Origin of the sequence: Saccharopolyspora sp. 7B (genome assembly GCF_020177435.1) — a bacterium.
Taxonomy (GTDB): Bacteria; Actinomycetota; Actinomycetes; order Mycobacteriales; family Pseudonocardiaceae; genus Saccharopolyspora_C; species Saccharopolyspora_C gregorii.
Map to the genome: position 1 here is coordinate 26,785 of NZ_JAIUKC010000050.1, position 13,109 is coordinate 39,893.

Consider the following 13,109-nt stretch of genomic DNA (forward strand, 5'->3'; position numbering starts at 1 on the left):
AGGGGATCAGGTTCGGGCGGGCACCAGCTCGGCGAGCCAGTCGCGCACCACCTGCGCGGTCAGCTCCGAGTGCTCCTTGGCCAGCGAGAGGTGGTCGGCCTCGATGGTCCGCACCGCATCGGTGTCGATCACCGGCGGCGCCTTCGTGCCGCGGCTGCCCGGGACGGGCACCGAGCAGCGCACCAGCAAGGTCGGCGCGGTGGTCACCGGGGCGTCCGCGAACGCGGCGACCTTGTTGTACCAGTGCACCATCGCCGAGAGCCGGGCGCTGTTGAGGTTCACCGACGGGGAATCGATGTCGGCCAGGTAGTAGTTCGCCACCTCGTCGTAGTCGATGTCGTCGTTGTCGTCGTAGCGCAGGCTCAGCGTGTCCAGCAGGACCACCGCCTCGGGACGCACGCCCCAGGTGTCCTCCAGCAGGCCCGCCGCGTGGTAGGCGATGGTGCCGCCGGTGGAGTGCCCGATCAGCACGAACGGATCGCCGTCGCTGCCGTGCAGCGCGCTCTCCGCGACCGAGCGGACCGCCGCCGCGCCGTGCTCCGGCAGCGCCTCCCCCGACCCGAAACCGACCAGCGGCAGCGCCGAGACGTGCCGGATCCCGCGGAAGTGCGCGGCGATCCGCGCGTACTGGTGCACCCCGCCGGTCGCGCCCGGCGAGCTCACGCAGATCAGCCGCGGATCGGTCGGGCCGTCGGCCAGCGTCACCGGCTCGGGCAGCTCGGCCAGCTCGGCGGGCGTCTCGAAGGTCGGGCGGGTCGCGGCGACCGCGCCCAGCATCCGCATCGACTCCTTGCGCTTGCCGCAGTGCACGCCGGACAGGAACAGGTTCACCAGGGTGTCGTTCGGCCCGCCCTGGGACCGGGCCCCGCCCGCGGCGGGCGCGACCCGCGCGTCGAGTTCGCCGCCCAGCCACCGGGCCAGCGCGTCCGGGGTCCTGGCATCGAACACGACCGAAGCCGCCAGCCGCAGGTCCAGCTCCTCCCCCACCCGGTTGCGCAGCTCGACGGCGATCAGCGAATCGAAGCCCAGTTCCAGGAAGTCCCGTTCCTGGTCGACCGCGGCCGCGTCCCGGTGCCCGAGCACGGCGGCGGCGTGCTCCACCACCAGCTCGGTGAGCAGCCGGTGCCGGTCCGCGCCGTCGGCCGCGGCGATCCGCTCGCCCCGCGAGCCCGCGGAACCGCGCGCCGCCGCGGCGGGGCGGCGGGACGCGGGGATCAGCTCCCGCAGCACCGGCGGCACGTGCCCCTGCCCGCGCATGCCCGTGGCGTTCGTGCGGATCGGCACCACCAGGGCCTCGTCCCGGGTGCGCGCGGCGTCGAACAGCGCCAGGCCCTGCGCCGCGGACAGCGGCGGCAGCCCGGACCCGGCCATCCGCTCCCGGTCTGCCTCGGTGAGCGCGGCGGTCATCCCGCTCGCCGGCGCCCACGGCCCCCAGGCGAGCGACTGCGCGGGCAGGCCCTGCGCGCGGCGGTGCTGCGCCAGGGCGTCCAGGAAGGCGTTGGCGGCCGCGTAGTTCCCCTGGCCGGGGCCGCCCATCACGCCGGAGACCGAGGAGTACAGCAGGAACGCGGCCAGGTCCCGGTCCCGGGTCGCCTCGTGCAGCCGCCACGCGGCGTCCACCTTCGGCCGCAGCACCCGGTCCAGCCGGTCGGCGGTGAGCGAGCCGATCGCGCCGTCGTCGAGCACGCCCGCGGTGTGCACCACGGCGGTGAGCGGGTGCGCGGCGGGGATCTCGGCCAGCAGCCCGGCCACCGCCGCCGCGTCCGCCGCGTCGCAGGCGGCGATCCGCACCTCGGCGCCGTGCGCGGTGAGCTCCGCGCGCAGCTCCAGCGCGCCCGGTGCCGCCGGACCGCGGCGGCTCGCCAGCACCAGGTGCCGGATGCCGTGCTCGGCGACCAGGTGCCGGGCCAGTTCGGCGCCGAGCCCACCGGTGCCGCCGGTGATGAGCACGGTGCCCTCGGGATGCCAGTTCGCGGGTGCCGCCGGGTCGCGACGCCGCGCGGCCGTCGAGCCACCGCCGTTCACCGCGCCCGCACCGCCACCAGAATCGTCCACTGTGGACTCCACAGCGTGCCCGGCCGCGGGCAGCGGCACCAGGCGTGCCACCCGGACCTCCCGCTGGCGCACCGCGAGCTGCGGTTCCTCGGCGCCCAGCAACCCGGGCAGCACCGCCGCCGAGGTGAACGCGTCGTCCAGATCGATCAGCAGCAACCGCCCCGCGGGCTCCTCGGCCTGCGCGGACCGCACCAGGCCCCACACCGCCGCCGCGGCCACGTCCGCAAGCGCCTCGCCGGACACCGACACCGCGCCCCGGGTGACGAACACCAGGTGCGAACCGGTGAGCCGCTGGTCGGACTGCCACTCCTGGAGCAGGGCGAGCGCACGGCGGGCCAGCTCGTGCACCGCGTCCGGTTCCGCCGCGGCACCGCCGGTCACCGGGACCAGGAACACGTCCGGTGCGGTGCCGCCGCGCGTCAGGTCCGACAGCGACTCGCCGTAGCCCACCACCGCCTCGTCCGCGCGGTGCAGCGCGTACGCCAGGTCGAACTCGTCGCCGCCGACGATCGCCCAGCGCCGCCCGCCGACCGGCTTCGGCGCGGGGCCGGGAACCCAGTTCAGCCCGAACAGCGAGCGGGACACGTCCACGTCCGCGGCGGCCGCGGCGGTGTCCGGTTCCCGGGGAGCGGCCGGGGTTTCCCCGTCGTGGTGCAGCGAGGCCACCACCAGCACCGGGTTCCCCCGGCCGTCGACGGCGACGACCTCGGCCCCGTCCGCGCCGGGGCGCGCCCGCACGCGCAACACCTCGGCACCGGTGGCGTGCAAGGACATCCCGCTCCAGCGGGTGGCGCGCGCGCCGCCCGCACCGGGCACGGCCGCGGCGACGCGGGCCACCGCGTCCAGCAGCGCGGGGTGCAGGTCGTGGCCCGCGGCGGGCACTCCCGCGGGCAGCGCGACCTCGGCGAACACGGCTCCGTCCCGGTGCAGCACCTCGAACGGCTCGTCCCGCGACAGCGGTTCGGCCCCGGCGGGCGGCTCCCCGTCGAAGTCGACCTCCGGTGCGGCCGCGGCGGCCAGCACGCCGGTGCCGCGCTCGACCCACTCGGCGTCCTCGGCCGCCGCGGGCCGGGTGTGCACCGCGAACTCCCGGTGGCCGGACCCGTCGGCCTCCTCGATCCGCAGCTGCACCGCGACCGGTTCCGCCGCGGACACCGGTTCGGCGCCCAGCACCAGCTCCGCCACCTGGTCGCAGCCCACCTCGTCGGCCGCCCGCAGCGCCAGCTCCGCGAACGCGGCCGCCGGCACGACGCCGCGCGCCGCGTCCGCCGCGATCCGGCCGGTCAGCACCACCGCGCCGGAACCGGCCAGCCCCACCGCGGCGCCGAGCACCGGGTGGTGCACCGCGCGCAACCCCAGCCCGGCCGCGTCCGCGGCTCCGGCCGACGGCGCGGGCCAGAACCGCTCGTGCTGGAAGGCGTAGGTGGGCAGGTCGACGCGGCGCGCCCCGGTTCCGGCGAACAGCTCCGCCCAATCCACCCGCAGTCCGCGCACGTGCAACCGGGAGAGCGCGGTCATGAACGCCGCCTCCTCCGGGCGGCCCCGGCGCAGCGCGGGCACTTCCACCGCGGTCGTGGGCAGCGACTCCTGGGCCATCGCGCACAGCGAGCCGTCCGGCCCCAGTTCCAGGAAGGTCTGCGCGCCCGCCTCGGACAGCGCCCGCACCCCGTCGGCGAAGCGCACCGCCTCCCGGACGTGGCGCACCCAGTACTCCGGGGTGCTCAGCTCCGCGGTGGCCCGCTCCCCGGTCAGGTTGGACACGACCGGGATCTCCGCCGGGGCGAACGACAACTCCCGCACCACCGCGCGGAACTCGGCCAGCACCGGGTCCACCAGCGGCGAGTGGAACGCGTGGCTGACGCGGAGCCGCTTCGCCGCGCGCCCGTCGGCCCGCGCCCGGTCGATCACGTGCTGCACGCCCCGCTCGTCACCGGACACCACGGTCGACCGCGGTCCGTTGATCGCGGCGATCGCGGTGGCGCCGGTGCACCACGGCGCGACTTCGGTCTCGCTCGCCTGCACCGCGACCATCGCGCCCCCGGCGGGCAACCGGCTCATCAGCCGGGCTCGGGCGGACACCAGCTTCGCGGCGTCCGGGAGCGCGAACACGCCAGCGACGTGCGCGGCCGCGATCTCCCCCACCGAGTGGCCGCCGAGCAGGTCGGCCCGCACGCCGAAGGACTCGGCCAGCCGGTACAGCGCCACCTCGACGGCGAACAGCGCGGGCTGGGTGTTGCCGGTGTCCGCCAGCGCCGCCGGGTCGTCGCCCCAGATCACCTCGCGCAGGGGGTCGTCGCGGTGCCGGTCCAGCTCCGCCAGCACGGCGTCCAGCGCCGCGGCGAACACCGGGAACCGGGCGTGCAGCTCGCGGCCCATGCCGAGCCGCTGCGAACCCTGCCCGGAGAACAGCACCGCCAGCTTGCCCGGATCGGCGGCCACCGCCCCGCGCGCCACCTCCTCGACGCCGTCGTCGGTGGCCAGCAGCACCGCCCGGTGTTCGAAGGCGGACCGGCCGGTCGCCAGCGACCGCGCCACGTCGAGGCGGTCGCACCCCGGGTGCTCGGCCCGGAAGTCGGCGAGCCGGTCCAGCTGGGCCCGCAACGCGGCCGGGGTGCGGCCGGACACCGGCCACGGCACCGCGGCCGGGCGCGGCACCTGCTCGGGTTCCGGTTCCGGCGGCTCCGGTGCCTGCTCCAGGACCACGTGCGCGTTGGTGCCGCTGATCCCGAACGAGGACACCCCGGCGCGGCGCGGATGCCCGGTGGCGGGCCACGCGGTGCGGCCGGTCGCCAGCTCGACGGCACCGGTGTCCCAGTCCACGTGCTCGGACGGGCTGCGCACGTGCAGCGTCGGCGGCAGCTCGCCGTGCCGCATCGCCTGCACCACCTTGATCACGCCCGCGACGCCCGCGGCGGCCTGGGTGTGCCCCAGGTTCGACTTGATCGACCCCAGCAGCAGCGGCCGCTCCCGGTCCCGCCCGTAGGTGGCCAGCAGCGCCTGCGCCTCGATCGGGTCGCCCAGCCGGGTCCCGGTGCCGTGCGCCTCCACCACGTCCACGTCCGAAGTGGACAGGTCGGCGCCGGCGAGGGCCTGGCGGATCACCCGCTGCTGCGCGGGTCCGTTCGGCGCGGTCAGGCCGTTCGACGCGCCGTCCTGGTTCACCGCGCTGCCCCGCAGCACCGCCAGCACCCGGTGCCCGTGCCGCCGCGCTTCGGAGAGGGTTTCGACCGCGAGCATCCCGACGCCCTCGGACCAGGCGGTGCCGTCCGCGTCGGTGGAGAACGCCTTGCACAACCCGTCCGGCGCCAGCCCGCCCTGCCTGCTGAACGAGGAGAAGTTCGCCGAGGTCGTCATGATCGTGACGCCGCCGGCCAGCGCCAGCGAGCACTCCCCGGTGCGCACCGCCTGCGCGGCCAGGTGCAACGCCACCAGCGAGGAGGAGCAGGCGGTGTCCACGGTCAGCGCCGGGCCCTCCAGCCCCAGCGCGAACGCCACCCGGCCGGAGAGCACGCTGGCCGCCATCCCGGTCGACGCGTGCCCCTCCAGGTCCTCGCCGGAGGCGAGCACCAGGTGGATGTAGTCCTGCCCGGTGGTGCCGACGAACACCCCGGTCCGGCTGCCCCGCAACGACTTCGGGTCGATCCCGGCCCGCTCCAGCGCCTCCCAGGACACCTCCAGCGCGTGCCGCTGCTGCGGGTCCATCGCGAGCGCCTCGCGCGGGGAGATGTCGAAGAAGCCCGGGTCGAAGTCGGCGGCACCGGGCAGGAACCCGCCGCGGCCGGTGGCGCTGCGCCCCTCGCCGAGCGCCGCCAGGTCCCAGCCGCGGTCTGCGGGGAACCCGGAGATCGCGTCCTCGCCCGCCGACAGCAGCTCCCACAGCCGCTCCGGCGAGTCGGCGCCGGGGAACCGGCAGGCCATGCCGACGATCGCCACCGGCTCGTGCCTGCCGGTCTCCGCCTCGTGCAGGCGTTGGCGCGTCTCGTGCAGATCAGCGGTGACCCACTTCAGGTAATCGACGAGAGTGCTTTCGTCCGGCATCGTCGGTTCCTCTCTGCGAACGACCGCGGTGGCGCGCGCGGCGCCACGGCACGGGTCCGGTTCGGTGTCGGCGGGCTGCGGTCAGGGCTGGGTGCGCCTGCCGAGCTCGTTGTCGATGAACGTCAGCAGGTCGTCGGCGCTCGCCCCTTGGATGCGCTCGCCCACCGCGGGTTCCGCGGTCTCCTCGTCGCCGTGCCGCGCGGTGTCGCCGTAGCGCTCCAGCAGGCCGTGCAACCGGGTGGTGACCTCGCGGCGGACCTCGGCGCCGGACTCGGCGGCGGCGAGGGCGTGCTCCAGGTGGTCCAGCTCGGCGGCGAGCACTCCCGCCACCGCGAGCGGCGTCGGGTGGTCGAAGACCAGCGTGGAGGGCAGCCGCACCCCGGTCGTCGCGGCGAGCCGGTTGCGCAGTTCCACGGCGGTGAGCGAGTCGAACCCGATGCGGCGGAACTCCCGCTCCGCACCGATCTCCGCCGCCGAGCCGTGGCCGAGCACCGCGGCGGCCGCATCGCGGACCAGCAGCACCAGCTCCTGCTCGCGCTCCGGGCCGCGCAGTCCGGCGAGGCGCTCGGCGAGCCCGGCCCGCTCCGCGGCGGGGTCCGCGGCCGCCGCCGACCGGCGCGTCGAGCGCACCAGTCCGCGCAGCAGCGCGGGCACCTCTCCCTGGGCGCGGGGCGCGGCCGAGCCGATGCCCAGCGGCACCACCAGCGGTTCGTCCGCGCCGATCGCGGTGTCGAACAGGGCCAGCCCGCGCTCGACCGGCAGCGGCGGCATCCCGTTGTCGCCGATGCGGCGCAGGTCCCGCTCGTCGAGCCCCGCGGTCATGCCGACGCCCTGCTCCCACGCCCCCCACGCGAGGGACGTCGCGGGCAGCCCGCGCGACCGGCGGTACCGGGCGAGGGCGTCCAGGAACACGTTGCCCGCCGCGTAGTTGGCCTGCCCGGCGCTGCCCAGCACCCCGGACACCGAGGAGTAGACGACGAACGCCGCCAGGTCCAGGTCGGCGGTGAGCTCGTGCAGGTGCCACGCCCCGTCCACCTTCGGTCGCAGCACCGCGTCCAGCCGCTGCGGGGTCAACGCGTCGACGATCCCGTCGTCGAGGACGCCCGCGGTGTGCACCACCGCGGTCAGCGGGTGCGCGGCGGGCACCGCGCCCACCAGCTCGCGGGCGGCGTCCCGGTCCGCCACGTCGCAGGCGGCGAGGACGACCTCGGCGCCGTGCTCGGCGAGTTCGGCGCGCAGCTCCGCCGCCCCGGGCGCCTCCGGGCCGCGGCGGCTCGCCAGCAGCAGGTGCCGGACGCCGCGTTCGGCGACGAGGTGCCGGGCGAGTTCCGCCCCGAGCCCGCCGGTGCCTCCGGTGATCAGCACGGTGCCGTCCGGGTCCCAGCCGCGCGGGACGGTGAGCACGATCTTGCCGGTGTGCCGGGCGAGGCTCATGTGCCGGAACGCCTCCGGCGCCCGCCGCACGTCCCAGGTCCGCACCGGCAGCGGCCGCAGCGCGCCGGAGTCGAACAGGCCGAGCACCGCGCGCAGCATCTCCTGGATGCGGTCCGGGTCGACCAGCCCGAGGTCGAACGAGCGGTACCGCACCCCGGGCACGTCCGCGCGCAGATCCGTCTTGCCCATCTCGACGAACCGGCCGCCGCTGGGCTGCAACCGCAGCGAGGCGTCGATGAACTCCCCGGACAGCGCGTTGAGCACCACGTCGATGCCGCCGTCCCCGGCGACCCGCGCGAACGCCGCCTCGAAGGCGGTGTCGCGGGAGGAGGCGATGTGGTCGTCCGCGACGCCCAGCGACCGCAGCACGTGCTGCTTGCCCTCGCTGGCGGTGGCGAACACCTCCGCCCCGAGGTGGTGGGCCAGCTGGATCGCCGCCATGCCCACGCCGCCCGCTCCCGCGTGCACGAGCACCTTCTCGCCGGCGCGCAGGCCCGCCAGATCCACCAGGCCGTGGTAGGCGGTGAGGAAGACCAGCGGGACCGAAGCGGCGGTCGGCCAGGACCACGCCGCGGGTATCCGCGCCAGGAACCGCTCGTCGACCGTCCCCAGTGGACCGAAACCGCCGAAGACCATGCCCAGCACCCGATCTCCGGGCCGCAGGTCGACGACTTCGGGGCCGGTGTCCACCACGACCCCGGCCGCCTCCGAGCCGAACGGGCCCGCCTCGCCCGGGTACATGCCGAGCGCGTTGAGCACGTCCCGGAAGTTCACCCCGGCGGCTTCGATCCGCACCCGCACGTCCCGGCCGGTCAGCGGTTCCGCGGCCTGCGGGAACGGGACGAGTTCGAGGTCGTCCAGGCTGCCCCCGGCCGCGCTGTCCAGGTGCCAGGGCGTCCCGGCGGGCGGGACGAGCGAGCCCGCGGTGGCCAGCGGCGCCAGCCGCGCCACGTGCGGTTCGCCGCCGCGGAGCACGGCTTGCGGTTCGTCGGCGGCGACCAGCCCCGGTACCACCGCGGGCACCGCGGCGGCGGAACCGCCGGGCACCGCGCCGTCCGGTCCGGCACCGCTGCGCGCCGCGCCACTCGCGGTGCCCAGGTCGTCCGAGCCGCCCAGCTCGCCCGAGCCGCCCAGCTCGCCCGCGCCGCCCAGCTCGCCCGAGCCGTTCAGGTCGCCCGCGCCGCCGGAGCCGCCCTGGTCGTCCAGGTCGAGCAGCAGGAACCGGCCCGGGTGCTCGGCCTGCGCGGACCGCACCAGGCCCCACGCGGAAGCCGCCGCGAGGTCCGCGCCGGGGCCGTCGGCCACCGCGCCGCGGGTGACGAACACCAGCCGGGCGGCCGCGAACCGGTCCTCCGCGAGCCACTGCCGGACCAGCTCCAGCACCCGTCCGTTCAACGCGCGCACCTCGTCCGGGCTCGTCCGCGCACCGCGCAGCGGGACCGCCACGAAGTCCGGCACCGGGTCCGGCAGCTCGGCGAGGGAGGCGACCACCTCCGGGACGCCGAGACCGAACTCGTCCGGGCCCAGCACCGCCCAGCGCGCGGCGGGCGAGGTCGCGGCGGCGCCGCGGTGCGGCACCCAGTCGACGTGGAACAGCGAGTTCAGCTCGTCCTGCCCGGCGGATGCCGCCGCGGCCGGACCGGCCTCGCGCAGCACCAGGGAGTCCACCGACAGCACCGGGATGCCCTGCGGGTCGGCGGCGACCAGCCGCACGGAATCCCGGCCGCGGGGGGGGGGGCCCCCCCCCCCCCCCCCCGCCCCCGGGGCGGCACCGGCCGGCCCCCCCCCCGGGGCCCCCCCCCCCGCCCGGGGGGGCGGGGGGGGGCCGGCGCCCCCCCCCGCCCCCCCCGCGGGGGCGGGGGGGGCCCCCCCCCCCCCCCCCACCGCGGCACCGGAGGCGTGCAGCGAGGCACCGCTCCAGGAGAACGGCAGCAGCCCGCGGCCGTCGTGCTCGGCGGCGGCGAACACCGTGGCGTGCAGCACCGCGTCCAGCAGCGCCGGGTGCAGGCCGTAGGACTCGGCGTCGCGGACCTCCGCGGGCAGCCGCACCTCCGCGAAGTGCTCCGCGCCGCGCTGCCACACCGCGCGCAGCCCGCGGAACACCGGCCCGTAGTCGAGCCCGGTCGCGGCGTAGTCGTCGTACAGCGACGCGATGTCCACCTCGGACGAGCCGGGCGGCGGCCAGGCGGAGGCGTCGAAGTCGAGCACGTGCTCCGGCTCGGTGAGCAGCCCGGTCGCGTGCCGGATCCACGGCGCGCCCGGGTCGTCGGCGGGCCGTGAGTGCAGCCGCAGCTCGCGGCGGCCGGCGTCGTCGGCCGCGTCCACCCGCAACTGCACCTGCACCGCTCCGCGCGCCGGCAGCACCAGCGGCGCGGCCAGCGTCAGGTCCTCGACCTGGGCGCAGCCCACCTGGTCGGCGGCGCGCACCGCGAGCTCCAGGAAACCGGTGCCGGGGAAGAACACCTGCCCGCCGACCACGTGGTCGGCCAGCCACGGGTGGGTGGCCAGCGACAGCCTGCCGGTGAACAGCACTCCGCCGCCGTCGGCCTCGTCCACCGCGGCCCCCAGCAGCGGGTGCTCGGCCTCGGCCAGCCCCAGCCCGGCGGCGTCCCCGGCCCGCGGCGCGGCGTCCGGCCAGTACCGCTCGTGCTGGAACGCGTAGGTCGGCAGCGCGACGCGCTCGGCGCCACCGGCGAAGAACTCCGCCCAGTCGACCGGAACCCCCGCCACGTGCAGCCGGGCCAGCGCGGTCACCGCGGCGGTGCGGTCGTCGCGGTCGCGGCGCAGCACCGGGATCACCGGGGTGCCCGGGTCCAGGGTCTCCTGCGCCATCGAGCACAGCGCGCTGTCCGGCCCCACCTCCAGGAACACCGAGGCGCCGTCGGCGGCGAGCGCGCGCACCCCGTGCGCGGGCCGCCCCCGATGGGGCCCGGCGGGCGGCGCCGTCTGCCCGGGGGGGCGCGCCCGGCGGGGGGGGCGGGGGGGCGCGCGCCCCCCCCCCCCCCCCCCCCCCCGGGGGCGCGCACGTGCCGGACCCAGTGCTCCGGGTCGGCGAGCTCCTCGGCGGTGGCGGTCCGGCCGGTCAGGTTCGACACCAGCGGCAGCCGCGGCCGACCGAAGGTGCAGCGCCGCACCACGGCCCGGAACTCGTCGAGCACCGGGTCCACCAGCGGCGAGTGGAACGCGTGGCTGACCGCGAGCCGGGTGGTCGTGCGGCCGTCCGCGTCGAGCCGCTGCCGCACCGCGTCCAGCTCGTCCGCGGCGCCGGAGAGCACCACCGAGCCGGGGGCGTTCACCGCGGCCACCGCGACCCGGTCGGTCAGCAGCGGCGCCACCTCGTCCTCGGTGGCGCGGACCGCGAGCATCGCGCCGCCGTCGGGCAACGCCTGCATCAGGCGGCCGCGGGCGGCGACGAGCGCGGCGGCGTCCGGCAGCGACAGCACCCCGGCGACGTGCGCCGCGGTGATCTCGCCGAGGGAGTGCCCGGCCGCGAAACCGGGGGTGACGCCCCAGGATTCGAGCAGCCGGTGCAACGCCACCTCGACGGCGAACAGCGCGGGCTGGGCGTATCCGGTGCGGTCCAGCAGCGCGGCGTCGGCGCTGCCGGGCTCGGCGAACAGCAGCTCGCGCAGCGGCCGGTCCAGGTGCGGGTCGAGTTCGGCGAGCACTTCCGCCAGCGCGTCGGCGAACGCGGGGAACCGCGCGGCGAGCTCCCGCCCGGCGCCGGCGCGCTGGGCGCCCTGCCCGGAGAACAGCACGGCGAGCTTCGCCGGTCGCTCCACCAGCCCGCGGTGCGCGCCGGCCGCGGTGCCGTCGAGCCACCCGGCGAGCGCGTCCCGCAGCTCGGTCCGGTCGGCACCGACCGCGGCCAGCCGGTGCTCGCAGGCGGTGCGGGTGGTGGCCAGCGAGAACGCCACGTCCTCGGCGCGGGCGCCCGGGTGCGCGTCGAGGTGCGCGAGCAGCGCGCCCACCTGGTCGCGCAGCGCCTGCTCGGTGCGGCCGGAGACCAGCCACGGCACCGGGCCGGGCGGGGCAGCGGCGGGACCACCAGCGGACGCGGCGACGGCGGAACCGGCGTCCGAGAGCGCACCGGCTCGGCCGTCCCCGGACGGGGCGTCGTCCGGCGGCGTTTCGGCGGCGTCCGCGGTCTCCTCCGGGGCCTGCTCCAGGATCGCGTGGGCGTTGGTCCCGCTGACCCCGAACGAGGACACCGCCGCACGGCGCGGCCTGCCGGTCTCCGGCCACGGTTCGGCGGCCGCGAGCAGTTCGACGGCGCCGGACGACCAGTCCACGTGCGAGGACGGCGGATCGCAGTGCAGCGTGCGGGGCAGCACGCCGTGCCGCATCGCCTGCACCACCTTGATCACTCCGGCGACGCCCGCGGCGGCCTGCGCGTGCCCGAGGTTGGACTTGATCGACCCCAGTCGCAGCGGTTCGGCTCGATCCTGCCCGTAGGTCGCCAGCAGGCTGCTCGCCTCGATCGGGTCGCCCAGCGAGGTGCCGGTGCCGTGCGCCTCCACCAGATCGACGTCCGAAGTGGACAGTTCGGCGGCGGAGAGGGCCTGCCGGATCACCCGCTGCTGGGCACGCCCGCTCGGGGCGGTGAACCCGTTCGAGGCACCGTCGGAGTTCACCGCGGAGCCGCGCACCAGCGCCAGCACCGGGTGCCCGTTGCGGCGCGCGTCGGAGAGCCGCTCCAGCACCAGCACCCCGACGCCCTCGGCCCAGCCGGTGCCGTCCGCGGCGTCGGAGAACGCCTTGCACCGGCCGTCGGTGGCGAGCCCGCCCTGCCTGCTGAACTCCAGCAGCGCGCCCGGCGTGCACATCACGTTCACGCCCCCGGCCAGCGCCAGCGAGCACTCCTCGGCCCGCAGCGCGTGCACCGCCTGGTGCACGGCCACCAGCGAGGACGAGCAGGCGGTGTCCACGGTGACCGCCGGGCCTTCCAGCCCCAGCTCGTAGGACAACCGGCCGGACACGGCACCTGCCGCGATGCCGGTGCCCACGTCGCCGTCGGCGTCGGCCAGCGAGCGCACCACCAGGTAGGCGTAGTCCTGCCCGTTGGTGCCGATGAACGCGCCGGTGCGGGTGCCGCGCAACACGGCCGGGTCGATCCCGGCGCGTTCGACGGCCTCCCAGGACACCTCCAGCAGCAGCCGCTGCTGCGGGTCCATGGACAGCGCCTCGCGGGGCGAGATGCCGAAGAAGCCGGGGTCGAAGTCGGCGACGCCGTCGAGGAAACCGCCGCGTCGGGTCACCTCGTTGCCGCGCGCGTCGGTGCCCGCGTCCCGCAGCTCCGCCAGGTCCCAGCCGCGGTCCGCGGGGAACTCGCCGATGGCGTCACCGCCCGAGTCGACCAGTTCCCACAGCTGCTCCGGGGAGCGGATCCCGCCCGGGTAGCGGCAGCCCATCGACACGATCGCGATCGGCTCGGACCGCTGCGCGAGGAGCCGCTGGTTCTGCCTGCGCAGCCGCTCGGTCTCCTTCATCGACGCGCGGAGTGCCTTTTCGACCTGCGCCTGCCGGTCCACCGGGGCGTGCTCGCCAGAGGTCATCATCAACTCCGTGGGTCGGTCTCGACA

At 77.0% G+C, this 13,109-nt stretch carries 2 protein-coding genes and 1 pseudogene; all 3 read right to left on the reverse strand.

Annotation, left to right across the window (positions count from 1 at the left end):
• Positions 1 to 6: 6 nt before the first annotated feature.
• Positions 7 to 6,084 (reverse strand): annotated as a pseudogene (locus tag LCD33_RS09770) (SDR family NAD(P)-dependent oxidoreductase); the annotation flags it as partial.
• A 90-nt stretch (positions 6,085 to 6,174) separates the two neighbouring features.
• Positions 6,175 to 10,428, reverse strand: coding sequence for an SDR family NAD(P)-dependent oxidoreductase (locus LCD33_RS09775; RefSeq protein ID WP_224977747.1), 4,254 nt, complete (start codon positions 10,426 to 10,428; stop codon positions 6,175 to 6,177).
• On the reverse strand, positions 10,323 to 13,082 hold the full coding sequence (locus tag LCD33_RS09780) for a type I polyketide synthase (RefSeq protein ID WP_224977748.1): 2,760 nt from the start codon (positions 13,080 to 13,082) through the stop codon (positions 10,323 to 10,325). The genes LCD33_RS09775 and LCD33_RS09780 overlap by 106 nt, the downstream gene beginning before the upstream one ends.
• Positions 13,083 to 13,109 lie beyond the last annotated feature (27 nt).

What these genes read in the sequence shown, in the direction of transcription:
- LCD33_RS09780 (WP_224977748.1), bottom strand. Translation starts at nt 13,082, where the DNA reads ATGACCTCTGGCGAGCACGCCCCGGTGGACCGGCAGGCGCAGGTCGAA.